Origin of the sequence: Vibrio algicola, from assembly GCF_009601765.2 — a bacterium.
Taxonomy (GTDB): Bacteria; Pseudomonadota; Gammaproteobacteria; order Enterobacterales; family Vibrionaceae; genus Vibrio; species Vibrio algicola.
The window spans coordinates 879,530-901,263 of record NZ_CP045699.1 but is presented as its reverse complement, the minus strand read 5'-3'; the positions used below and the strand labels follow the sequence as shown (position 1 = coordinate 901,263).

Genomic DNA, 21,734 nt, shown 5'->3' with positions numbered 1-21,734 from the left:
TATTCGCTATAAAATATGAAAAACAAAAGAATTAGCTTTAAACCATTGATTTATTCAATGTGTTCGTTAGTTTTTACATCATTTCATAATCTTGTAATACAAATAAGTCACTAACAACAAAAACGAGATCACAGTCAGATATTTTGATTGAATTTATCATCAATATTTGTGTGAGATCTTACTTTTTATCTTCGAATAAGCACAATAAAATTGATTTAATTGAAGCTATACGCATCAAATTAATGAGCGTATCGCGTTATTTCTTCCAACGTTGCGCCGCTTTAGCATCACAATCACGCGACTCCAACCAACGAACCTCATCGGTGGTGCGCTCTTTCTTCCAAAATGGTGCTTTGGTTTTTAAATAATCCATCACGAATTCACACGCTTCAAACGCTGCCACTCGGTGCACGCTCGATACGCCAACAAACACAATTTGATCGCCTAAATCTAAATCACCAATACGATGGATCACGCGAATATTCAATAATGGCCAACGTTGCTTTGCTTGATCACAAATAGAAATTAGTGAGCGCTCGGTCATGCCAGGGTAATGCTCTAGACTGAGTCCGGTGACATTATCGCCCAGATTCATATCGCGAACCTTCCCCACAAAGGTAACTACCGCGCCCGCTTGAGAACCTTGAGCAAGTTGTGCGTATTCTGCGCCAACATCAAAATCATCATAAGGGACAGACACCATTTCAAATGCGTTGATATCCATCATATTAACCTCCGGTCACCGGTGGAAAAAAGGCCACTTCATCGCCCGATTTAACTAAAGTTTCCATTGGTACCATATCTTGGTTTACCGCCACAAGTAACTTGCCTGATTGCAACGCTTGCGCCCATTGTTCACCTTGTTGGCAAAGTTGATCACGCAAGGCATCGGCGGTTAGGTTATCGGCATCGACATTAATGCCCTCTTCGCCAATTTGTTCACGCGTTTGAGCAAAAAATAATACTTTAATCATATTAATAACCTTCTATTCTGCTTTGAAATGACCAGACTTACCGCCGGTTTTTTCCAGTAATCGGACTTGACCAATCACCATGTCTTTTTGCACTGCTTTACACATATCGTAAATGGTCAGTGCCGCGACAGAAGCTGCGGTTAATGCTTCCATTTCTACCCCAGTTTTGCCGGTCAGCTTGCATAAAGATTCAATGCGCACTTGATTGGTTTCAGGTAGAGCTTGTAAATGCACTTCAACTTTTGTCAGCAGTAATGGATGACACAGCGGGATCAAGTCCCAGGTTTTTTTCGCCGCTTGGATGCCTGCAATGCGAGCGGTAGCAAACACATCGCCTTTATGATGATCGCCAGACACAATCAATTGCAGCGTTTCAGCCGACATGCTCACCCACGCTTCTGCGCGTGCTTCACGGACCGTTTCTTGTTTGGCAGAGACATCGACCATATTGGCTTCGCCTGAAGCATTAATGTGTGTAAATTTTTCCACGTTATATTCCTGTCACAATACAGGCCCTCATCAGAAATACTAACAAGAACCGTGATTAAAGAGAGAGACTAAAAGTATTAGCCGCCGATCGAGGCGAGATGAGGTGTCATACCGGTATTGCCATCTTGCAAGAAGTGACTGACTGATTTGGTTTTAAGCGCGCCTTGAATGCGTTCAATCAAGGCACCTTCTTGTTGATCTTGTTCGAGCAGATCGCGCAATTCTACCCCTTGATCGCCAAACAAACATAAGTGTAATTTACCGGTTGCCGAGACTCGAAGGCGGTTGCAGGTTTCACAGAAGCCTTTTTCGTACGGCATGATCAACCCAATCTCACCTAAGTAATCAGGGTGCACAAACACTTGCGCGGGACCATCATTCGCTTCTTTGATTTTGAGTAACCAACCATTGGCGATCAGATGATTGCGGATGCTGACGCCCGATTGATGCTGCTGTTGGAATAGCGTATCCATTTCGCCCGTTTGCATTAATTCAATAAAGCGCAATTGAATTGGTCGGGTTTTGATCCAATGGAGGAATTCAGGTAGCGAGTGGCCATTTAATTGTTTGAGCAGCACTACATTGACTTTGACTTGCTGATAGCCAATTTCAAAGGCGCGCTCAATCCCATTCATCACATCGTGAAATTTATTTTCACCTGTGATCTGGTGGAACAATTTTGGATCTAGACTATCGACACTGACATTAATGTGCGTCAATCCTGCCTCTTTCCAGTCATCCACTTGTTTGGCCATGCGATAACCGTTAGTGGTGGTGGCGACTTTATTGATGCCTTTGGTTTCGGCAACACTGGCAATAATATCGGTAAAGTCTTTGCGTAAACTTGGTTCACCGCCGGTTAAACGCACTTTAGTGGTGCCACAATCGGCGAACGCATTGACTACACGTTTAATTTCAGATTGATCTAAAAAAGACGAGTTTTTACGACCGGTTGGATGATAGCCATCGGGCAAACAATAGGTACACTTAAAATTACACACGTCAGTGATCGACAGACGTAAGTAATAAAACTTACGCTGAAAGTTATCGACAAATTCCGTAGAATCTGAAGCGGGAGAGTCACTAAGACCCCCCTCTTTTTGAGGAGTATATTGATTAACTAATTGGGTCACGAAACACCTTTCCAAATACGGGAGGTCAACTCATTTCTAAGTAAACCCTGGTGACAAAATTTGCCACTGGCGTAAAAAACATATTTAACTTTTCATCAGATGTAATAACGTATCATTCCGCTATAGATAAGATAAAAAGTAAACGTAGTGATCCACGCTCGGAGTTTTGACATAACAATCGACTTTCTGTTGGAAATGGCCAATTGATAAGATTATTGTCAAAGTCTACGCAAGAAACGTGATTTTTGCCATACCCATTTCAGGCTAAGCCCGTTATATTTAGTTAATCCAAATCAAAGAAATGTGAAGAAGCTCTTCAAATCGCTTCTATCAACATTTTTAACATGACATTTATTTATGACTATTCATACCAAAAACAAAGTTGTCGCAATAGGCGGTGGACATGGTTTAGGCCGTATTTTGGCCGCGTTAAAAGATTTTGGCCATAATGCCACCGGTATTGTGGCGACTACCGACAATGGCGGTTCAACCGGACGTATTCGTCAATGCCAAGGCGGTATTGCTTGGGGCGATACGCGTAATTGTATTAATCAGTTGATCACCGAACCGACCACCAGTTCGATGATGTTTGAATATCGTTTTCGAGGAGCGGGAGAGCTTAACGGACACAATTTAGGTAACTTGATGCTGACCGCGCTGGGTAATCTTTCCATTCGTCCATTAGAAGCGATTAATTTGATCCGTGATATGTTGCAAGTCGAAGTCAATATTGTACCGATGTCGGAACACCCAGCAGATCTCACTGCGTTGTCGGTTTCAGGTCAATGGGTGCGGGGGGAAACCAATGTCGATGAAATGTCTGAGTTACTACAACGTTTGTACGTTGAGCCCGAAGTACCGGCTACCGATGAAGGGATCCATGCGATCCAAGCTGCCGACTGTATTATCTTAGGACCTGGCAGTTTTTTAACCAGCATCATGCCGCCATTGTTATTACCCGAAATAGGCAAAGCAATTGCCGAATGTTCACAAGCCAAAGTGGTGTTTATTGATAATCTCGATAATGAATACGGCCCTGCTGGCATGATGACGTTAGAGCAAAAATTAAATTGGTGCCAACGTGCTTGTGGCGGTCGTCAAGTGGATATTTTATTGGGTGAGAACTTTAGTGATGAGTTAAAACTACAATATCAATGTGTTGAAGTAAACTTAGCATCACCTAACCACGAATGGCGACACGACCGTAAAAAACTGCAACAACAAATCGAAAAGATTATTTTGCAGTGACGGATGCCAAGTGATCTTAAGCGGTGCCTGAAAATGGCAATAAAAAGACAGTTTACCTCCATCAGAATAAACTGTCTTTGGCATCCCGCGGTTAACTATTGGTAATAAACTGCGCCCTGAGTTTTTCGATTTCATCGCGTTTATGCGCTGCTTGCTCAAACTCTAAATTTTGTGCATGTTGGTACATCTCATTTTCAAGTTGAGTAATGCGTTTATCAAGCTGTTGGGGCGTCAAGGCTTGGTACTCCGCTGCTTGCTCGGCGACTTTCGATAGCGAAACGACATTGCTGGCTTTTTTACCTTTGCGCGTCCCAACATGACTCAATTCCATAATGTCTTGGATGCTTTTGGTCAATGCTTGTGGCGTGGCACCAATCGATTCATTGTAAGCATGTTGTTTTGCACGACGACGGTCGGTTTCATCTATCGCTTTTTTCATCGATTTGGTTATCGAATCACCGTATAAAATGGCTTTACCTTGCAAGTTACGCGCGGCGCGACCGATAGTTTGGATCAACGACCGCTCAGAACGTAAGAAGCCTTCTTTGTCAGCGTCTAAAATGGCGACTAAAGACACTTCCGGCATATCCAAACCTTCACGCAGTAAGTTAATTCCGACTAACACATCAAACTCACCTAAACGTAAATCACGAATAATTTCGACACGTTCCACCGTATCAATATCTGAATGCAGATAACGCACTTTAATGCCATGCTCGGTTAAGTATTCGGTTAGATCTTCTGCCATCCGTTTGGTTAAGGTGGTGACCAATACCCGCTCATTGACTGCCACTCGTTTGTGTATTTCCGATAATAAATCATCGACTTGAGTGCCGACTGGACGCACTTCAATTTCTGGATCGAGTAATCCGGTTGGCCGCACGACTTGCTCGGCCACATCATCGCCCGATTTATCCAGTTCATATTGACTTGGCGTAGCAGAAACATAAATGGTTTGTGGTGCTAAGGCTTCAAACTCTTCAAAACGTAACGGGCGATTATCCAACGCTGACGGCAAACGAAAACCAAATTCCACCAGCGTTTCTTTACGCGAGCGGTCACCTTTATACATCGCGCCTATTTGCGGCACCGTAACGTGCGATTCATCTATGATCAGCAAGCCATCTTTAGGCAGGTAATCAAATAAGGTTGGTGGCGGCTCACCTTCTTTTCGCCCACTTAAGTAGCGAGAGTAGTTTTCAATTCCGGAACAAAAACCGATTTCATTCATCATTTCAACATCAAACTGAGTTCGCTGAGTAATGCGTTGATCTTCTACCAACTTATTATTTTCACGCAGGTGTTTTTGCCGCTCAACTAACTCAAGCTTGATCTCTTCAATCGCTTCAAGAATTTTTTCTCTTGGGGTCACATAGTGAGTTTTAGGATAAATGGTCGCGCGCGCCATATCCCGTTGCTTGATCGCGCCAGTCAGCGGGTCAAAAATACTGATGCATTCCACTTCTTCGTCAAACATTTCAATCCGCACCGCATCATGTTCAGAATCAGCCGGAAACACATCCACCACTTCACCACGGACACGGAAATTACCACGTTCAAACACCATATCATTCCGGGTATATTGCAATTCGGCCAAACGGCGGATGATGTCACGCTGATCCAAGATGTCACCACGACGAATATGCAGCATCATTTTTAAATAAGAATCAGGATCTCCCAAACCATAAATAGCCGAAACCGACGCCACAATAATGGCATCCTTACGTTCAATTAATGATTTGGTGGCAGACAAGCGCATTTGTTCGATATGCGCATTAACCGATGAATCCTTTTCAATAAAAGTGTCGGTGGTTGGAACATAAGCTTCAGGTTGATAATAATCGTAATAAGAAACGAAATACTCAACCGCATTATGAGGAAAAAAAGCTTTCATCTCGCCGTACAATTGCGCGGCTAAGGTTTTATTCGGTGCTAAAATAATGGTCGGTCTTTGCGCGTTGGCAATCACGTTGGCTAAGGTAAAGGTTTTACCCGAGCCCGTAACACCTAATAAGGTTTGATGAGCAAGGCCCGAATCTAGACCATCGGTTAATTGCTCAATAGCAGCAGGTTGGTCACCAGCCGGATCGTAGGCCGATTCCAATTGATATAATTTACTCATAACACTCTCAACTTGGTCATAATGGTTTCGCGCAAAGGTTGCAGGGGTCTACTGTATCCAAACATTTTAAACTTGTGAATCGGTATCGCTGTTTAAAAAATAGCAGCGAATTAAAATAGCGGATGATCTGGTTAGAATCGCATCCAAAACAGCCTATTTAGCGCTAGCGAATTAAATTTAATTCTGTTAATATTCTTGTCCCTCGATTTAGCTACTCGCAACATACCCTCTATTTTTACCCACTGCTTTTCCCCAAAAAAAATCATTTCATCTCATTTTATTAACATTTCTCTTTTCTTTGTTCATTTAATCCACATCAACACTAACTAATTAACTTACTCACAAAGCTATAAAATACAATCAATTAGACCATACTTATTAATTAAACACTTGTTAATAATACAGTGACCAATTAATTGCTCAGGTTTCATGCACACACTTATCCACAAATTTAGTGGATAACTAGCTCTAGCCCTTGCCAGTCAATTGATACAAGAAAGTAAAGCTAAAAAACTTAAAAAAAATCACTTTTTTATTGCTTCGTGGATTGACAGTAAAAACGACTCTCGCTAGAATCCTCCTCGTTGAATAATTCCCTGTTAGTTCAGTTGGTAGAACGGCGGACTGTTAATCCGTATGTCGCAAGTTCAAGTCTTGCACAGGGAGCCAAATTTAAAAAAGGCCGCATATTAATGCGGCCTTTTTGCGTTTTTTTCTCGCTTTAAATCAACTTTATTGCTTTTTCCCGATAAATACTGCCTTAAATGACTAAATACCTATTTTCAGTAGGTTGTTATTAGTGTCACAAATGACGATAATATCGGGATCACTATTAACCTAATGAGATGATATGACCGATTACCTTCTCTTGCTTGTTGGCACCGTCTTAGTCAATAACTTTGTGCTCGTCAAATTCCTCGGCATCTGCCCGTTTATGGGCGTATCAAAGAAATTAGAAACCGCCATTGGCATGGGGCTGGCGACGACGTTTGTTCTCACTCTCGCGTCGGTCTGCTCTTATTTAGTTCAAACCTATATTTTGCGCCCATTAGGGATTGAATACTTACAAACCATGAGCTTTATTTTAGTGATTGCGTTTGTGGTTCAATTTACCGAAATGGTGGTGCATAAAACCAGTCCTACCCTTTATCGTTTATTAGGTATTTTCTTGCCCTTGATCACCACTAACTGTGCGGTTCTGGGCGTTGCTTTGCTTAATATCAATGAAAATCATAACTTTATAGAGTCAATCATCTATGGCTTTGGCGCGGCGGTAGGCTTCTCGCTAGTATTGATTCTATTTGCCTCAATGCGTGAACGTATTGCCGCGGCAGATGTTCCTATGCCATTTAAAGGTGCATCGATTGCGATGATCACCGCAGGTTTAATGTCACTCGCCTTTATGGGCTTTACTGGCTTGGTGAAATAATTCATGAGTACCATCGTTATTGCTGTTGCTGCCATTGCCGCTTTAGCCGCCGTTTTTGGGGTTATTCTGGGCTTTGCCTCTATTCGTTTCAAAGTCGAAGCCGATCCAATCGTCGATCAAATTGATGATATTTTACCGCAAACACAATGTGGTCAATGTGGCTACCCTGGTTGCCGTCCTTACGCGGAAGCGATTGCCAATGGTGATGCTATCACCAAATGCCCACCAGGCGGTCAAGCGGGCATTGAGAAACTGGCAAACTTAATGGGTATTGATGTTCCATCCGATAGCGCCAACATTGAAGAAGCGGTTAAGAAAGTCGCCTTTATTCATGAAGATATGTGCATTGGTTGTACTAAGTGTATTCAAGCTTGCCCAGTCGATGCGATTGTCGGCGGCACGAAAGCAATGCACACGGTGATCAAAAGTGAATGTACTGGCTGCGATCTTTGTGTTGCGCCCTGCCCGACTGACTGTATTGAAATGATCCCAGTTGAAACCACCCCCGATACTTGGAAGTGGACCTTAAACACTATTCCGGTTGTCACTGATTTATCTCCGGCAACCCAAAATGAGACTGCAAACATTGAAGCCTCTGCTGACACTGCATCCAAATCTGAAACCGTGAATTGAAGGAAATAGAATGTCGTCTTTAATTGAACAAATTCGTCACGGTCAACTCTGGGATTTCCCCGGCGGCATTCATCCGCCGGAAAATAAAGATCAATCATCACACACGACTATGGTTTTTCCACAACTGGCCGATGAATTTATCCTGCCATTGAAACAGCACATTGGTCGTCCGGGGGATATCTGCATTAAAGTTGGCGATCATGTCTTACGTGGTCAGCAACTTACTCATGCCAATCTCGCCTTTATGGTGCCGGTCCATGCGCCGACATCTGGCACGGTCACCGCGATAGAAAAACGCACTATCGCTCACCCATCTGGCTTATCTGATCTGTGCATAATTATTAAACCCGATGGACTCGATACTTGGATTGAAAAACAAGCCACACCAAACTATCAAGATGTCGATCCCGAAGCTCTGATCGAAAAGATCCGCCAGTCGGGTATCTCAGGTATGGGCGGTGCGGGTTTTCCTACCGCTCGTAAGCTGCATACCGGATTAGCAAAAACCAAAATACTCATCATCAATGCCGCAGAGTGCGAACCTTACATCACCGCCGATGATCGCTTAATGCGCGACTTTGCAGAAGAAGTGATCCAAGGCGTTCAGGTGATCCAGCATATTCTAAAACCTGAAGTCACCATCATCGGCATTGAAGATAATAAAAAAGAAGCCACCGCCGCACTCGAACTCGCCGCCAAAGAAGTGGATTTAGTGATCCGTGTGATCCCGACCAAATACCCATCCGGTGGTGCGAAGCAATTAATCAAGGTATTAACTGGGCGTGAAGTGCCTAGCAAAGCGCACTCGGCTGCAGTCGGCGTACTGATGCAAAACGTCGGTACAGCTTTTGCGATTAAACGTGCGATTGTCGATGGCGAGCCTTTAATTGAACGTGTTGTGACCTTAACGGGTGATTCTTTTGCGCAAAAAGGCAATGTCTTTGCTCGTTTAGGCACGCCAATTTCATCACTATTAGAACAGTTTGGATATAAAGCTGACAAACGTCATCCTCGCCTGATCATCGGCGGTTCATTAATGGGCTTCACCTTACCGCATCCCCATGTGCCGATCACCAAGATCACCAACTGTATTTTAGCGCCAAAACGCAAAGAGTTGGCACCGGCTTCACAAGAAATGGCCTGCATCCGCTGTACTGCTTGTGCCGAAGTGTGCCCAGTGTCATTGCTACCACAACAAATGCAGTGGTATGCCAAAGCACAAGATTACGACAAATGTGAAGAATACCATCTGTCGGATTGCATCGAATGTGGCGCTTGTGCTTATGTTTGCCCAAGTGAGATCCCGTTGGTGCAATATTATCGCCAAGCCAAATCCGAGATCTGGACCCGTAATCAAGAAGCCAAAGAAGCCGAACGCGCTAAACTGCGTTTTGAAGAAAGACAACAACGTCTTGAGCGAGATAAACAAGAGCGTGAAAATCGCTTTAAGCAAGCGGCGGATAAACGTCGTGGCGAGATGAATAAAACGGCAGGTGGCGATGATGCGATAGCCGCCGCGATTGCTAGAGTGAAAGCGCAACAAGCCACACTCACGCCGGATACCACAACCGTGAAACCGGCTGTTGCTGCGGCCATTGCTCGCGCTAAAGCCAAACAAGCAGCTGCCGCAAAAGCCGGACAGAGCGAGCCTGATAACAGTGAAATGATGAAATTGCGTGAAGAGCGCAAACGAGTAGCGCGCGAGAAAAAAGCGCAACTACAAGCACAAGCTGAAAGCAAATGCGAAACCGACAAAGAAACCAACACCGAAGCTGATACTGACAAACAAGATATCAGCGCGGAACCTGAAGCTAAATCAACCCCTGCACCCGCGCCAAAAAATGCCGCCGTGGCCGCAGCAGTGGCTCGAGCTAAAGCGCGTAAAGCCGAACAGCAGGCACAGCAGCAAACACAGGCTGACAGCGAAACCGAAGCTGATATTGACACTGACACTGACAACCAAAATAACAGCGCGGAGCCTGAAACAAAATCAACCCCGGCACCTACGCCCAAAAATGCCGCCGTGGCCGCTGCAGTTGCTCGAGCCAAAGCGCGTAAAGCAGAACAACAGGCGCAGCTGCAAGACCAAACTGACAGCAAAAGCGACACCGATACCGATACTGACACCGACAAACAAAATATCAGCATGGAACCTGAAACTAAATCAATGTCTGCACCCGCGCCAAAAAATGCCGCCGTGGCCGCAGCAGTTGCTCGAGCCAAAGCGCGCAAAGCCGAACAACAGGCGCAGCAACAGGCACAACAGCAAGCACAGCCTGACAGTCACTCAGAAAGCCAAGTTGCGGGAGCGGAGAAACTCATGGCACAAACAGAGCAATCAGATGCCGTAGCAGAAAAAGCACAACCAACATCTGATTTATCGCTTGATGATCTGTTCGATATACCGGTCTTTATCGGCAAAAATAAACAGGAGAAGAAATAGTGGCGTTTTTTATTACCAGCTCACCGCACGTTCATGTCAAACGCAATACCTCCAACATTATGATGTGGGTAGCCTTATGTTTACTCCCTGGTATTGGCGCACAAACCTACTTTTTCGGTTACGGTGTATTAATTCAAGTTGTATATGCAGTCTTATTAGCTTGGTTTTTTGAAGCTGCGGTCATGCTGCTAAGAAAACGCTCACCTTTAACCGCATTAAAAGATAATAGTGCTATGGTGACCGGCATGCTACTTGCGGTTTCGATACCGCCACTCTCTCCTTGGTGGCTAATGGCAATTGGTTTGTTTTTTGCCATTGTGATCGGTAAACATTTATACGGAGGTATTGGACAAAACCTCTTTAACCCTGCAATGGTCGCGTATGTGGTACTACTGATTTCATTCCCAGTACAAATGACCAGTTGGTTAGCACCAGAGGTGGTCACTAGCTTGCATTTGCACTTCTCTGATTGCGTCAAATTAATTTTTAGCGGCTATAACGGCGATGGTTTATCACTATTACAAGTGCGAACCGGTATTGATGGTGTCACTATGGCAACCCCACTGGACACGTTCAAAACATCCATTCGTGCTGGGCATACTGCCAGTGAGATCATGCAACAAGCCCCTTACAGTGGTTTATTTGGCATAGGCTGGCAATGGGTTAATATTGCATTCTTATTTGGTGGTGCAGTGTTATTAAAAATGCGCATTATCCAATGGCAAATACCCACTGCAATGCTGCTAAGCTTATTCGTGATGAGTGTCTTAACCAGTTTATTTGATCCAGGAATGACGGCCTCGCCAGCACTGCAATTGTTATCTGGTGCAACGATGCTAGGGGCATTCTTTATTGCGACCGATCCTATTACGGCCTCCACCACCACCAAGGGACGTTTGTACTATGGCTGCATGATTGGTGTAGTGGTGTTTTTAATTCGTTCTTGGGGCGGTTTCCCTGATGGCGTTGCATTTGCCATCTTACTGGCCAATATGTCGGTACCGTTAATTGATTACTACACCAAGCCCCGTACTTACGGCCATACAAGGTAAAATATTATGCTTAATGCCATGAAGAAAAATGGGGCCATTTTGGCGGTATTTGCCATTGCTTCCACCGCGTTAGTCGCGGTTACCAATTGGGTCACGGCAGACACCATTACCCATCAACAACAAATGCAATTGCAAAAGACACTCAATCAAGTGATCCCACGCAGTATGCACGATAAGCCTCTATTTTCATCGTGCATGTTATTGCCGTCGCAAACCAGTGTCACCACCAAACCTATGCCGGCCTATTTAGCCACCAAAGATGGCAAACCGACCGCGATTGCAATTGAATCTTATGCCCCAGATGGTTATAACGGCGCGATCAAAATCATCGTCGGCATGGATATGGACGGTGTGATCACCAGTTCGCGAGTGCTAGAACATAATGAAACCCCTGGCTTAGGCGATAAAATTGAAGTGCGAAAAAGTAAGTGGATTTTCAGCTTCGATCATAAAACCGTCACCGATGAAAATAAAGCGGAATGGGCAGTACGTAAAGATGGCGGGCAGTTTGACCAATTTACCGGTGCTACCATTACTCCGCGCGCCATGGTCAAAGCTATTAAGAAAACCGTTATTTACTTTAAGCAAAATAAAGCCACTATTCTTAATCAACCATTAAATTGTGAGGGATAACATGTCTAGTCTCAACACCGATTTAGCTCAAGATATAACGCCATCGTCTGATATTTCAGATCTAGAAGCAGCCGATCAAGTCGCGTCTGAAATGTCTGTTTCTGAGCAAAAACAATTAATGAAGAATGGGCTATGGGATAACAACCCAGCTTTAGTGCAACTGCTTGGTTTGTGCCCGTTGTTAGCGGTATCGTCCACCGTCACCAATGCTTTAGGTTTAGGTCTCGCCACTATGCTAGTGCTGATTTGTACTAATACCATCATCTCTTTAGTGCGAAATTACGTGCCCAAAGAAGTGCGTATCCCTATCTTTGTGATGATCATTTCTGCAGTCGTTACCTGTGTGCAATTATTGATGAGCGCTTACGCGTATGGTTTGTATCTCTCACTTGGTATTTTCATTCCTTTGATCGTGACCAACTGTGTGATCATCGGTCGCGCTGAAGCTTATGCCTCAAAAAATAATGTTAAAAATGCTGCGCTCGATGGCTTTTGGATGGGACTTGGCATGTTGGCCGTTCTCACTTTATTGGGTGCATTGCGTGAAATTATCGGTAAAGGCTCATTATTTGATGGCGCTGATTTACTGCTGGGCAATTGGGCTTCTGTGCTGCGTATTGAGTTATTCCATATTGATAGCAGTTTCTTACTTGCACTCTTGCCACCAGGTGCGTTTATTGGCGTCGGTTTTTTAATTGCCCTTAAACAGGTGATTGATAGCAATATCGCCAAGCGCAAACCGAAACAAGAGAAGCCAACCATTGCTCGTGCTCGCGTGACTAAAGTTTGATGATAAGCGTAATGGCTAATAGCTAATAACTAATGGCTAATGAACCGTGTCATTGAAAATCACTCATTTAACTGATAAAAATGCGTGAATTGGTCATAAATAAATAGTTTAATAGGCAATGTATGAATAATGAAAAACGCAAGATCATACTGGAGCGGTTGCGAGAAAATAACCCTAACCCGCAAACCGAACTTAACTGGTCATCGCCCTTTGAGCTATTAATTGCAGTTTTACTTTCAGCTCAAGCCACCGATGTCAGTGTCAATAAAGCCACCGACAAACTCTACCCTATCGCCAATACTCCAGAAGCGATTTACGCCCTGGGTGTCGAAGGCTTAAAGCAATACATCAAAACCATTGGCTTATTTAATTCTAAAGCTGAAAATACGATTAAAACTTGTAAAATGTTGATTGAACTGCATAACAGCCAAGTACCTGAAGATCGCACCGCCTTAGAAGCACTGCCGGGTGTGGGCCGAAAAACCGCTAACGTGGTCCTTAATACCGCATTTGGTTGGCCGACGATCGCGGTTGATACTCATATTTATCGTGTATCAAATCGCACTAAACTCGCGATGGGAAAAACCGTTGATGATGTCGAACAAAAGTTATTAAAAGTTATCCCTACTGAGTTTAAACTCGATGTTCATCATTGGTTAATCTTACATGGGCGCTATACCTGCATCGCTCGTAAACCAAGATGCGGTAGCTGTATAATTGAAGACTTATGCGAGTTCAAAGATAAAACCGAACTATAGACAATCAATATAGCCGTTTATTCAAGAATCATTATTAAAATAAGGAACATACAATGTCGAATGGAAGAGTGCTACACACTATGGTACGCGTGGGCGACTTAGATAAATCTATCGCATTTTATACCGACGTGCTTGGTATGGATTTACTACGTAAAAATGACAATACCGAATATAAATACAGCTTAGCCTTTGTCGGTTACGGCGATGAATCCCAAGGCGCGGTGATTGAGCTCACTTATAACTGGGATACTTCAGAATACGATCTTGGGACGGGTTATGGTCATATCGCATTAGGCTTTGATGATATTTACAGTGCTTGTGATGCCATTAAAGCGGCCGGTGGTCAAGTGACTCGTGAGCCTGGTCCAGTCAAAGGCGGCAGCACACATATTGCTTTTGTAAAAGACCCAGATGGCTACATGATTGAATTAATTCAAACCAGCCAAATGAGCGCCGGATTAGAAGGTTAAATTTAGCTTAGTTTGCTATGTTAACATCACGATTTAAAGAGCCTTTTGTGGCTCTTTTTTATGCTTGTTTTCCGGTGGACCTTTCACTTCCTCCAGTCTTGAAAATTGAAAAATGGATGAAGTTCAGATGCTAATCTGCAATAATACTGGGCTAATTCACGGATCAGAAAACCAATGACTGACAAAAATGACGCTTTGACACTAAAAAGTCGCTTTCGTGGCTATTTTCCTGTTGTTATCGATGTAGAAACAGCCGGATTTAACTCAAAAACTGATGCGCTGCTCGAAATTTGTGCCGTCACTTTAGCCATGGACGATAACGGGGATCTTTACCCAGCTTCAACCATTCAATTTAATGTTGAGCCTTTTGAAGGGGCTAACCTTGAAAAAGAAGCGTTAGAGTTCACCGGCATACGCGATCCTTACAGCCCATTACGTGGCGCAGTAAGTGAAGCAGAAGCACTTAAAGAAATATTTAAGCTCGTCCGAAAAGAACAAAAAGCAGCAAACTGTGGTCGTGCGATCATGGTTGCGCATAATGCCACTTTCGATCTGAACTTCGTGATGGCGGCGGCTGAGCGAAGCAAATTAAAACGGATCCCATTCCACCCTTTTGCCACCTTTGATACTGCGGCATTAAGCGGACTGGCCTACGGACAAACCGTATTGGCGAAAGCTTGCATTGCAGCAGGAATGGAGTTTGATAATAAAGCGGCTCATTCAGCCCTTTATGATACTAAAGTGACTGCTGATCTTTTTTGTAAAATCGTCAATAAATGGAAAGCTTTAGGTGGTTGGCCGCTTGAAGCAAGCGAATAATCAATCGAAAATGAATCAGCTGATCATTGAATCGACCCAATAATTAAAACTAGAGAGCACTATGAACCCTGTTGTTATTTCCGTTTGCTTAATGCTAGTACTGTCGTTACTGCGCGTTAATGTTGTTATTGCACTAACGCTTAGTGCCATTACTGGGGGCTTACTGGCTCACCTTTCCCTTGACCAAACCGTTGCCGCTTTCCAAGCTGGCCTCGGCGATGGCGCTGAAATTGCTCTAAGTTACGCCCTACTTGGTGCGTTTGCTGTAGCGTTAGCCCAAACTGGTATTACCGATTTACTGTCCAATGCGGTGATCAAACGTGTGCATGGTGAAACCAATCAAAAAGCGTCTGCCATTTTAAAGTATGCCATCCTTTCAAGCTTATTGATCTTAGCGGTCTCATCACAAAACATCATTCCAGTCCATATTGCTTTTATTCCGATTATTGTTCCACCGCTACTGTCTGCGTTAAATAAAATGAATATTGACCGCCGTATGATTGCCTGTGTGATCACCTTTGGTTTGGTCACACCTTATATGATTTTGCCGATTGGTTTTGGTGGCATTTTCTTAAACGATATTTTATTACCTGCGTTAGTCAATAATGGCTTAACCAGCGCTACCGCAAGCCAAATTCCTGCGGCGATGTTTATTCCAGCGTGTGGCATGATTTTTGGTTTATTAGTGAGTATCTTTATTACTTACCGTAAGCCTCGTCAATACGAGGAAGTCGCCACAACACCTGAATCACTACAACAAGTAGGCATTGATAAAAAAGCGGTCGTCATTGCAGTCGTCAGTATCGTGGCCACTTTATCTGCTCAGCTTTATTCTGGTTCGATGATTGTTGGCGCGTTAGTCGGTTTCATTATTTTATCATTTGGGAAGCCTTTCCAAACCAGTCAGGATAGTTTTACTCGCGGTGTACAAATGATGGCGATGATTGGTTTTATCATGATCTCTGCCAATGGTTTTGCCAGCGTAATGAAAGCCACAGGCGGTGTTGAGACCTTAGTCGGGTTCTTGCAACACAGCATGAGTGGCCATCAAGGTATTGCCGCATTCGCGATGTTAATCGTTGGTTTGTTGATCACGATGGGGATTGGTTCGTCGTTCTCAACCATTCCTATTATTGCCACTATCTATGTTCCTTTGGCATTGTCATTTGGTTTTTCACCAGCGGCAACCATTGCACTAGTCGGTACCGCTGCGGCGCTAGGTGATGCGGGGTCTCCAGCTTCAGATTCGACCTTGGGGCCAACCTCTGGTTTAAATGCCGATGGACAACATGATCATATCAAGGATTCTGTGATCCCAACCTTCTTGCATTACAACTTGCCATTAATTGCCTTTGGTTGGATTGCCGCGATGGTGCTGTGATTTTTCATTATTGTTAAATCCCAAAAGCCACCATCAAATATAAAAAAACCGCTTACTGATCTTTCGTCAGTAAGCGGTTTTTTGTTCAGCAAGATAAACGACAGCGATTATTCTTCGCTAGCAGGCGCGCGTGCGGCAGCTTCTGTGATCAATGTTTGTAATTCGCCTTTTTGGAACATCTCGATGATGATGTCACAACCACCGACTAACTCACCTTCAATCCACAATTGTGGGAAGGTAGGCCATTGTGCATAGCTTGGTAGTTCAGCACGAATATCAGGGTTTTGTAGAATATCAACGTAAGCAAATTTCTCGCCACAATTCATTAGAGCTTGAGACGCTTGAGATGAGAAACCACAGCTTGGTAGCTTAGGTGAGCCTTTCATGTAGAGCAAAATTGTGTTTTCAGAAATTTGTTGTTTGATTTTATCGATAGTTTCCATTGTATTCTCACTCGCTTATTCTAGGTTTGTGCGGACATTCTACTTGTATATGCACTCAAATAAAAAGCCATTATTTATAAGGGTATTCTAAATGCAGCTTTATCGCTCGATTTTTTTACATTTAACGCCAGTTCTTAACATTTTTTCATACACAACACTGTTAATAAAGTTAAAAGTTGCTAAGATACCTAGAGTTGAACAAATGGCTTAAGAATAATAATTGAAAGCTGCTTATCAATTTTAAATAGTTGAATTAATAAGCGTAAAGCCTCTTTCTTATATACACGGAGATTTAAGCAATGGCATTTGAATTACCAGCACTACCTTTCGCAAAAGACGCACTAGAACCACATATCTCAGCTGAAACTCTAGATTTTCACCACGGTAAGCACCACAACACTTACGTTGTTAAGCTAAATGGTTTAGTTCCTGGTACTGAGTTTGAAGGCAAATCACTAGAAGAAATCATCAAAACTTCAACTGGTGGTGTATTCAATAACGCAGCACAAATCTGGAACCACACCTTCTACTGGAACTGCCTAGCACCAAATGCAGGTGGCGAACCAACAGGCGCTGTCGGTGAAGCAATCAAACAAGCTTTTGGTTCTTTCGAAGAATTCAAAGCTAAATTTACTGATTCTGCAATCAACAACTTCGGTTCTTCTTGGACTTGGCTTGTTAAGAATGCCGACGGTTCTCTGGCTATCGTCAACACATCAAATGCAGCCACTCCGCTGACTGATGAAGGTGTAACACCACTTCTAACAGTTGATCTATGGGAACATGCATACTACATCGATTTCCGTAACGTTCGTCCTGATTACATGGCTGCTTTCTGGGCGCTAGTAAACTGGGACTTCGTGGAAGCTAACCTAATCAAATAAGACCGCTTGTGCTGCTGGTCAGCACAACATGAAAAGTCTCTTCAAAAAGATCAGCTTAGCTGGTCTTTTTTTATTTCTGCCTACCGCCCCTACTTTTATCACTGAGTAATAAGTTAGTTACATCGTTTCAGTGCATAAATAAGAGATCGCCCACAAGACAATTGTTCATTTATCTACCATGCTTAAGTGCTACCTGTTAGATAGGGAGGAAGTTTTGTCCCTCTAAAAAAGTCAAAAATAAACTTAGTGAGTAGCAAAACCCTCCCATAAACTCATTTGATACCCATGAGGTGTGCTATGAATATTTATAATTCTGTTGTCGTGATCACGTCAGCAGGCTCTCATCTAGGTCAAACGTTAGCGCAGCATTTCCTCTCTTTACATGCCAACGTGATCTTAGTCGATGATAACGAAGCCGCACTTAATCGTACCTTGCAACAATGTCAGCCAACGTCATCCGCCCTGTTAACTTACCTTTTAGATGACCATAGTTTTGAAAGTGTGCAACCCTTGTTTTCTTCCATCAATAAGCATTTTGATCAAGGTATTGATGTGTTGATCAACCTTTATCCTTCACTGCCTGCGCCATCTTTAATGGATGAAACCAATTTTGATCACTACAGCGGTCAAATGTCGTCACTGGCAAGTACGATGCTGTGCTTTAGTAAGTTGGCGGCCAAACAAATGCAACACAATCAAAAGAAAGGTGTGATCGTGAATTTGTCGTCTCAAGATGCCGAAAATAGCTCTGATCATAACTCGGCCTCATTGATTTCAAATTTCACCCAAAGTTGGTCGAAGGAATTACAACCATTTAATATTCGAGTTGGCGGGATCTTGCCACCTCCACCGCATGGTCGAACCAACAATTGGGCGCGTAATCGAGATGAATTGATCCGCAACACTGAATATATTGTTGAAAACGATTCCTTTAATGGCCGTGTGCTCGATTGCCATTAATGATCGTTCAAAATTGAGTACAGAGAAAAGTATCAAAGGCCATGAATGGTCTTTTCTCAAGCTACCAAGGACGGATCAGCGTCTTTTCGGCGTATTCAAATTGATCAAATATTAAATAGAATTGGTATAAAATTCCCCTTAGGTTCAAATCATAGGCATAAAAAAACCTCATCAAAATGATGAGGTTTTTTATGACAGTTCATTTGCGATTAGCTTATTGCTAACCGCTTAGAATGAATAAGATTATTTTTTCTTCGCTGATTTCTTAGCGACTGGAGCTGGCTCTTCGGTTTTCTTAATAACGGTAGTCCCTTCGAAAGTTTCGCCTTCGATGTATGCTTTTCCGTAGTAAGTTGCGATTAGCACTTCTTTAAGCTCTGTGATCAATGGGTAGCGCGGGTTAGCACCAGTACATTGGTCATCAAACGCATCAACCGCTAGTTCATCAAGTTTAGCTAGGAAGTCCGCTTCTGGAACGCCTGCTGCTTGAATTGACATAGGAATATCAAGTTGAACTTTAACTTCGTCTAACCATGTTAATAGACGTTCAATTTTCTGTGCTGTACGGTCACCCGGTTGGCTTAGACCTAAATGGTCAGCAACTTCTGCGTAACGACTGCGTGATTTAGGACGGTCGTATTGAGAAAATGCTGCTTGCTTAGTTGGATTGTCGTTGGCATTGAAACGGATCACGTTTGAAATCATCAGTGCGTTAGCAAGACCGTGTGGGATGTGGAACTCAGCGCCAATTTTGTGAGCAATTGAGTGACATACACCAAGGAATGCGTTAGCAAATGACATACCTGCAATTGTCGCCGCATTGTGTACTTTTTCACGAGCGATTGGGTCTGCTGCGCCATTTTGGTAGCTAGATGGCAAGTATTCTTTAAGCATTTTAAGCGCTTGAAGAGCATGGCCGTCTGAGTATTCATTCGCAAGAACTGATACATAAGCTTCCAATGCGTGAGTGATCGCATCGTAACCACCAAAGGCAGTTAGCGACTTAGGCATGTTCATAACCAAGTTAGCATCAACAATCGCCATGTTTGGTGTTAGTTCGTAATCTGCTAATGGGTATTTTGCGCCCGTTTTATCGTCGGTTACAACGGCAAACGGTGTTACTTCAGAACCGGTACCAGACGTGGTTGTGATACAAACTAACTCTGCTTTTTTACCCATTTTAGGGAATTTGTAAATACGTTTACGGATATCCATAAAGCGCATTGCCAATTCTTGGAAATCAGTTTCTGGATGCTCGTACATTACCCACATGATTTTCGCTGCATCCATTGGCGAACCGCCACCTAGAGCAAGGATCACATCTGGTTGGAAGCTTTGCATTGCTGCTGCGCCTTTTTCAACAACAGAAAGCGTTGGATCCGCTTCTACGTCGAAGAAAGTTTGAACTTCAATACCTTGGGCTTTCAATAAACGAACGACTTCGTCTGCATAACCGTTGTTGAATAAGAAACGGTCAGTTACTAGGAATGCGCGTTTTTTATCTTCTAAATCCGTTAGTGCGATTGGAAGACTACCACGACGGAAGTAAATAGATTTTGGAAGTTTGTGCCACAACATATTCTCTGCTCGCTTAGCTACCGTTTTCTTGTTGATAAGGTGCTTAGGACCCACGTTTTCTGAGATAGAGTTACCACCCCATGAACCACAACCTAAAGTCAATGATGGTGCAACGTTAAAGTTGTACAAATCACCGATACCACCGTGAGTGGTTGGGATGTTGATAAGAATACGAGCGGTTTTCATTTTATCGCCAAAGTAGCGAATACGATCTTTGTTCGTATCTTGGTCTGTGTATAAGCCAGAAGTATGACCGATACCACCAATTTCAACCATAGTGATTGCTTGGTCTACGGCATTTTCAAAAGAAGACGCGCGGAACATACCTAATGTTGGAGACAGTTTTTCGTGTGCAAATTCGTCATCGTAGCTGACTACGCCACCTTCACCGATAAGGATCTTGGTGTTTGAAGGAACAGTAATACCCGCCATTTCAGCAATTTTAGTCGCAGGTTGACCTACGATATCAGCGTTCAAGTTACCGTTAATCAATAAGATTTTACGTACTTTATCTGCTTCTGATTTAGAGAGAACATAACCACAGTGAGCGGCAAAACGTGCTTTCACTTCGTCGTAGACTTCATCCATAACGATGATAGCTTGCTCTGAAGCACACACTACGCCGTTATCGAATGTTTTTGACATAAGAACAGAAGCGACTGCACGTTTGATATCTGCAGTTTCATCGATAACAACAGGAACGTTACCTGCGCCAACACCGATAGCGGGTTTACCTGAAGAGTAAGCCGCTTTAACCATACCTGGACCACCAGTGGCAAGGATAAGGTTGATGCCATCGTGCTTCATTAGTGCATTTGATAATTCAACCGATGGTTGGTCGATCCAACCGATGATGTCTTTTGGCGCGCCAGCAGCAATTGCCGCATCTAGCACGATTTTAGCTGCATCGTTCGTTGAGTTTTTGGCACGTGGGTGTGGCGAGAAGATGATGGCGTTACGTGTTTTCAATGCGATAAGTGATTTAAAGATCGCAGTAGACGTTGGGTTAGTGGTTGGAACGATACCACAGATGATACCGACTGGTTCTGCGATAGTCATGGTGCCGAACTCTTCGTTCTCTTCTAATACACCACACGTTTTTTCGTCTTTATATTTGTTGTAAATGAATTCTGAAGCAAAGTGGTTTTTGATTACTTTATCTTCAATGATACCCATACCCGATTCTGCTACCGCTTGTTGCGCTAGAGGGATACGAGCTTGGTTAGCTGCCAAAGATGCTGCACGGAAGATTTTATCTACTTGCTCTTGTGAGAAAGTGGCATATTCCTTTTGTGCCGCTTGAACACGTGCAACTAGCGCATCAAGTTCAGCTAAATTCGTTACAGACATAGTGGATCTCCTAAGATTTAAAAATTATTTAGTAAGCGAACCAAACTACCAATCAAGGTGTGATAAACATCATGATTGTAAAATGGAACTCTTAGTAAATTGCTTTCAAAACTGAGTATAAGCGTTCATTAAATTAAAATATTGA

The 21,734-nt window shown here is 43.3% G+C and carries 20 protein-coding genes, 1 tRNA gene and 1 riboswitch; of the genes, 14 read left to right on the top strand and 7 right to left on the bottom strand.

All coding sequences use genetic code 11. From position 1 onward, the window contains the following. Positions 1–256 precede the first annotated feature (256 nt). The 4 genes from moaE to moaA form a co-directional block, all read right to left on the bottom strand. Positions 257–727: a molybdopterin synthase catalytic subunit MoaE gene (moaE, locus tag GFB47_RS04115; protein ID WP_407701688.1), complete on the bottom strand. Its 471-nt coding sequence runs from the start codon at positions 725–727 to the stop codon at positions 257–259. Between the two features lies 1 nt (position 728). Continuing rightward, the gene (gene moaD / locus GFB47_RS04110) at positions 729–974 is read right to left on the bottom strand and encodes a molybdopterin synthase sulfur carrier subunit (RefSeq protein WP_153446759.1); all 246 of its coding nucleotides are present in this window, start codon (positions 972–974) and stop codon (positions 729–731) included. Between the two features lie 12 nt (positions 975–986). Beyond that, positions 987–1,463, bottom strand: coding sequence for a cyclic pyranopterin monophosphate synthase MoaC (moaC, locus tag GFB47_RS04105; RefSeq protein WP_153446757.1), 477 nt, complete (start codon positions 1,461–1,463; stop codon positions 987–989). Positions 1,464–1,540: 77 nt separating this feature from the next. Continuing rightward, entirely contained in the window at positions 1,541–2,596 is a 1,056-nt protein-coding gene (moaA, locus tag GFB47_RS04100) for a GTP 3',8-cyclase MoaA (RefSeq protein ID WP_153446755.1), read from the bottom strand. Next, a riboswitch (molybdenum cofactor riboswitch) is annotated at positions 2,585–2,772 on the bottom strand. It overlaps the preceding gene by 12 nt. A gap of 181 nt (positions 2,773–2,953) precedes the next feature. On the opposite strand from moaA, the gene yvcK reads away from it, so the two are divergent. After that, positions 2,954–3,844, top strand: coding sequence for a uridine diphosphate-N-acetylglucosamine-binding protein YvcK (gene yvcK, locus GFB47_RS04095; protein ID WP_153446753.1), 891 nt, complete (start codon positions 2,954–2,956; stop codon positions 3,842–3,844). A 91-nt stretch (positions 3,845–3,935) separates the two neighbouring features. Here the strand turns inward: yvcK and uvrB are convergent, their stop codons facing one another. Further along, positions 3,936–5,966, bottom strand: a complete 2,031-nt coding sequence (gene uvrB, locus GFB47_RS04090; RefSeq protein WP_153446752.1) for an excinuclease ABC subunit UvrB — start codon at positions 5,964–5,966, stop codon at positions 3,936–3,938. A 593-nt stretch (positions 5,967–6,559) separates the two neighbouring features. On the opposite strand from uvrB, the gene GFB47_RS04085 reads away from it, so the two are divergent. The 11 genes from GFB47_RS04085 (at position 6,560) to GFB47_RS04035 (ending at position 16,374) form a co-directional block, all read left to right on the top strand. Beyond that, positions 6,560–6,635 (top strand) — tRNA-Asn (locus GFB47_RS04085). Between the two features lie 181 nt (positions 6,636–6,816). Further along, positions 6,817–7,395, top strand: coding sequence for an electron transport complex subunit RsxA (rsxA, locus tag GFB47_RS04080; protein WP_153446750.1), 579 nt, complete (start codon positions 6,817–6,819; stop codon positions 7,393–7,395). Positions 7,396–7,398: 3 nt separating this feature from the next. After that, positions 7,399–8,028: an electron transport complex subunit RsxB gene (gene rsxB / locus GFB47_RS04075; RefSeq protein ID WP_153446748.1), complete on the top strand. Its 630-nt coding sequence runs from the start codon at positions 7,399–7,401 to the stop codon at positions 8,026–8,028. A gap of 10 nt (positions 8,029–8,038) precedes the next feature. Beyond that, positions 8,039–10,471, top strand: coding sequence for an electron transport complex subunit RsxC (rsxC, locus tag GFB47_RS04070; protein WP_153446747.1), 2,433 nt, complete (start codon positions 8,039–8,041; stop codon positions 10,469–10,471). After that, complete coding sequence (rsxD, locus tag GFB47_RS04065; RefSeq protein WP_153446745.1) at positions 10,471–11,523, top strand: electron transport complex subunit RsxD; 1,053 nt, start codon at positions 10,471–10,473, stop codon at positions 11,521–11,523. Before rsxC ends, rsxD begins: the two co-directional genes overlap by 1 nt. 6 nt (positions 11,524–11,529) lie before the next feature. Beyond that, the gene (rsxG, locus tag GFB47_RS04060; protein ID WP_153446743.1) at positions 11,530–12,156 is read left to right on the top strand and encodes an electron transport complex subunit RsxG; all 627 of its coding nucleotides are present in this window, start codon (positions 11,530–11,532) and stop codon (positions 12,154–12,156) included. 91 nt (positions 12,157–12,247) lie between these two features. Further along, a complete protein-coding gene (locus GFB47_RS04055) occupies positions 12,248–12,946 on the top strand; it encodes an electron transport complex subunit E (protein WP_153448141.1) in 699 nt (232 codons plus the stop codon). Positions 12,947–13,068: 122 nt separating this feature from the next. Then, on the top strand, positions 13,069–13,704 hold the full coding sequence (gene nth / locus GFB47_RS04050) for an endonuclease III (protein WP_153446742.1): 636 nt from the start codon (positions 13,069–13,071) through the stop codon (positions 13,702–13,704). A gap of 53 nt (positions 13,705–13,757) precedes the next feature. After that, the gene (gloA, locus tag GFB47_RS04045; protein ID WP_153446740.1) at positions 13,758–14,174 is read left to right on the top strand and encodes a lactoylglutathione lyase; all 417 of its coding nucleotides are present in this window, start codon (positions 13,758–13,760) and stop codon (positions 14,172–14,174) included. Positions 14,175–14,348: 174 nt separating this feature from the next. Beyond that, the gene (gene rnt / locus GFB47_RS04040) at positions 14,349–14,993 is read left to right on the top strand and encodes a ribonuclease T (RefSeq protein WP_153446738.1); all 645 of its coding nucleotides are present in this window, start codon (positions 14,349–14,351) and stop codon (positions 14,991–14,993) included. Positions 14,994–15,054: 61 nt separating this feature from the next. Beyond that, on the top strand, positions 15,055–16,374 hold the full coding sequence (locus tag GFB47_RS04035) for a Na+/H+ antiporter family protein (RefSeq protein ID WP_153446736.1): 1,320 nt from the start codon (positions 15,055–15,057) through the stop codon (positions 16,372–16,374). Positions 16,375–16,481: 107 nt separating this feature from the next. Here the strand turns inward: GFB47_RS04035 and GFB47_RS04030 are convergent, their stop codons facing one another. After that, entirely contained in the window at positions 16,482–16,817 is a 336-nt protein-coding gene (locus GFB47_RS04030) for a Grx4 family monothiol glutaredoxin (RefSeq protein WP_153446734.1), read from the bottom strand. 299 nt (positions 16,818–17,116) lie between these two features. On the opposite strand from GFB47_RS04030, the gene sodB reads away from it, so the two are divergent. Continuing rightward, positions 17,117–17,701, top strand: coding sequence for a superoxide dismutase [Fe] (gene sodB, locus GFB47_RS04025; RefSeq protein ID WP_153446732.1), 585 nt, complete (start codon positions 17,117–17,119; stop codon positions 17,699–17,701). Between the two features lie 297 nt (positions 17,702–17,998). Then, complete coding sequence (locus GFB47_RS04020) at positions 17,999–18,661, top strand: SDR family oxidoreductase (RefSeq protein WP_178306442.1); 663 nt, start codon at positions 17,999–18,001, stop codon at positions 18,659–18,661. Positions 18,662–18,904: 243 nt separating this feature from the next. Here GFB47_RS04020 and adhE read toward each other — a convergent pair whose 3' ends face one another. Continuing rightward, complete coding sequence (gene adhE / locus GFB47_RS04015; RefSeq protein WP_153446729.1) at positions 18,905–21,589, bottom strand: bifunctional acetaldehyde-CoA/alcohol dehydrogenase; 2,685 nt, start codon at positions 21,587–21,589, stop codon at positions 18,905–18,907. Positions 21,590–21,734 lie beyond the last annotated feature (145 nt).

What these genes read in the sequence shown, in the direction of transcription:
- moaE (WP_407701688.1), bottom strand. Translation starts at nt 727, where the DNA reads ATGATGGATATCAACGCATTTGAAATGGTGTCTGTCCCTTATGATGAT.
- moaD (WP_153446759.1), bottom strand. Translation starts at nt 974, where the DNA reads ATGATTAAAGTATTATTTTTTGCTCAAACGCGTGAACAAATTGGCGAA.
- yvcK (WP_153446753.1), top strand. Translation starts at nt 2,954, where the DNA reads ATGACTATTCATACCAAAAACAAAGTTGTCGCAATAGGCGGTGGACAT.
- uvrB (WP_153446752.1), bottom strand. Translation starts at nt 5,966, where the DNA reads ATGAGTAAATTATATCAATTGGAATCGGCCTACGATCCGGCTGGTGAC.
- rsxA (WP_153446750.1), top strand. Translation starts at nt 6,817, where the DNA reads ATGACCGATTACCTTCTCTTGCTTGTTGGCACCGTCTTAGTCAATAAC.
- rsxB (WP_153446748.1), top strand. Translation starts at nt 7,399, where the DNA reads ATGAGTACCATCGTTATTGCTGTTGCTGCCATTGCCGCTTTAGCCGCC.
- rsxC (WP_153446747.1), top strand. Translation starts at nt 8,039, where the DNA reads ATGTCGTCTTTAATTGAACAAATTCGTCACGGTCAACTCTGGGATTTC.
- rsxG (WP_153446743.1), top strand. Translation starts at nt 11,530, where the DNA reads ATGCTTAATGCCATGAAGAAAAATGGGGCCATTTTGGCGGTATTTGCC.
- GFB47_RS04055 (WP_153448141.1), top strand. Translation starts at nt 12,248, where the DNA reads ATGTCTGTTTCTGAGCAAAAACAATTAATGAAGAATGGGCTATGGGAT.
- nth (WP_153446742.1), top strand. Translation starts at nt 13,069, where the DNA reads ATGAATAATGAAAAACGCAAGATCATACTGGAGCGGTTGCGAGAAAAT.
- gloA (WP_153446740.1), top strand. Translation starts at nt 13,758, where the DNA reads ATGTCGAATGGAAGAGTGCTACACACTATGGTACGCGTGGGCGACTTA.
- rnt (WP_153446738.1), top strand. Translation starts at nt 14,349, where the DNA reads ATGACTGACAAAAATGACGCTTTGACACTAAAAAGTCGCTTTCGTGGC.
- GFB47_RS04035 (WP_153446736.1), top strand. Translation starts at nt 15,055, where the DNA reads ATGAACCCTGTTGTTATTTCCGTTTGCTTAATGCTAGTACTGTCGTTA.
- GFB47_RS04030 (WP_153446734.1), bottom strand. Translation starts at nt 16,817, where the DNA reads ATGGAAACTATCGATAAAATCAAACAACAAATTTCTGAAAACACAATT.
- sodB (WP_153446732.1), top strand. Translation starts at nt 17,117, where the DNA reads ATGGCATTTGAATTACCAGCACTACCTTTCGCAAAAGACGCACTAGAA.
- GFB47_RS04020 (WP_178306442.1), top strand. Translation starts at nt 17,999, where the DNA reads ATGAATATTTATAATTCTGTTGTCGTGATCACGTCAGCAGGCTCTCAT.
- adhE (WP_153446729.1), bottom strand. Translation starts at nt 21,589, where the DNA reads ATGTCTGTAACGAATTTAGCTGAACTTGATGCGCTAGTTGCACGTGTT.